The sequence below is a fragment of the Gemmiger formicilis genome (assembly GCF_016901605.1).
In the GTDB taxonomy this organism is placed as follows: domain Bacteria; phylum Bacillota; class Clostridia; order Oscillospirales; family Ruminococcaceae; genus Gemmiger; species Gemmiger formicilis_B.
The window spans coordinates 1-237 of sequence record NZ_JACJKP010000694.1 but is presented as its reverse complement, the minus strand read 5'-3'; the positions used below and the strand labels follow the sequence as shown (position 1 = coordinate 237).

1 protein-coding gene is annotated in these 237 nt (G+C 57.4%); it reads right to left on the bottom strand.

Translation table 11 applies throughout. The features are described 5' to 3' along the window. A partial coding sequence (locus H6B10_RS16505) for a sugar transferase (RefSeq protein ID WP_204652473.1) occupies positions 1-237 on the bottom strand: 237 nt, incomplete at both ends.

Here is a 237-nt window from a genome sequence, read left to right as displayed (position 1 = left end):
AGGTCATACTGGTTGTAGAGCGCCGGGCGCGGGCCGATGATGCTCATCTGGCCGGCCAGAATGTTGTAAATCTGCGGCAATTCGTCCAGGCTGGTTTTGCGAAGGAATGCGCCGCTTTTGGTGATATAGCTGTCGGCGTTTTTCAGCAAGTGGGTGGGCACATCGTGGGGCGTATCCCCGCGCATGGTGCGGAACTTGAGGATATTAAAGTGCTTTTTCCCCCGCCCTACACGGCGC